Raw genomic sequence first — 501 nt, forward strand, 5'->3', positions numbered from 1 at the left:
CGGCGACCACGTGGGCGGTGGCGCCGGCCAGGGCGCCGTCGTGATGTTCGGCAAGGACCAGAATGCTCATGAGATCACCTTGGCTTCGTTCTTGAGTTTATCGACCAGCTCATCCACGGAGCCCACCTTGACGCCCCCCTGGCGTTCGGCCGGCGGCTCGACCTTGACCAGCTTGACCCGGGAGGCCACCTCGATGCCCAGATCCGCCGGGGTCTTGACGTCCATCGGCTTCTTCTTGGCCTTCATGATGTCGGGCAGCTTGGCGTAGCGCGGCTCGTTGAGACGCAGGTCGGTGGTGACGATGGCGGGCAGGGTCAGCGACACCGTCTGCAGGCCGCCGTCGACCTCGCGGGTCACCTTGGCCGTGTCGTTCTCGATGACCACCTCGGAGGCGAAGGTGCCCTGGGGCAGTCCGGTCAGCGCGGCCAGCATCTGGCCGGTCTGGTTGTTGTCGGTGTCGATGGCCTGCTTGCCGAGGATGACCAGCCCCGGCTGCTCTTC

Annotated in this window: 1 protein-coding gene; it reads right to left on the reverse strand. The window is 66.5% G+C overall.

Features of this window, described 5'->3' with window-relative positions:
- Window positions 1–66 precede the first annotated feature (66 nt).
- The coding region (locus FEI13_RS18860) for an electron transfer flavoprotein subunit beta/FixA family protein (RefSeq protein WP_138183023.1) at window positions 67–501 on the reverse strand (435 nt) is incomplete at its 5' end.

This window comes from Halomonas urmiana (assembly GCF_005780185.1).
Classification (GTDB): Bacteria; Pseudomonadota; Gammaproteobacteria; order Pseudomonadales; family Halomonadaceae; genus Halomonas; species Halomonas urmiana.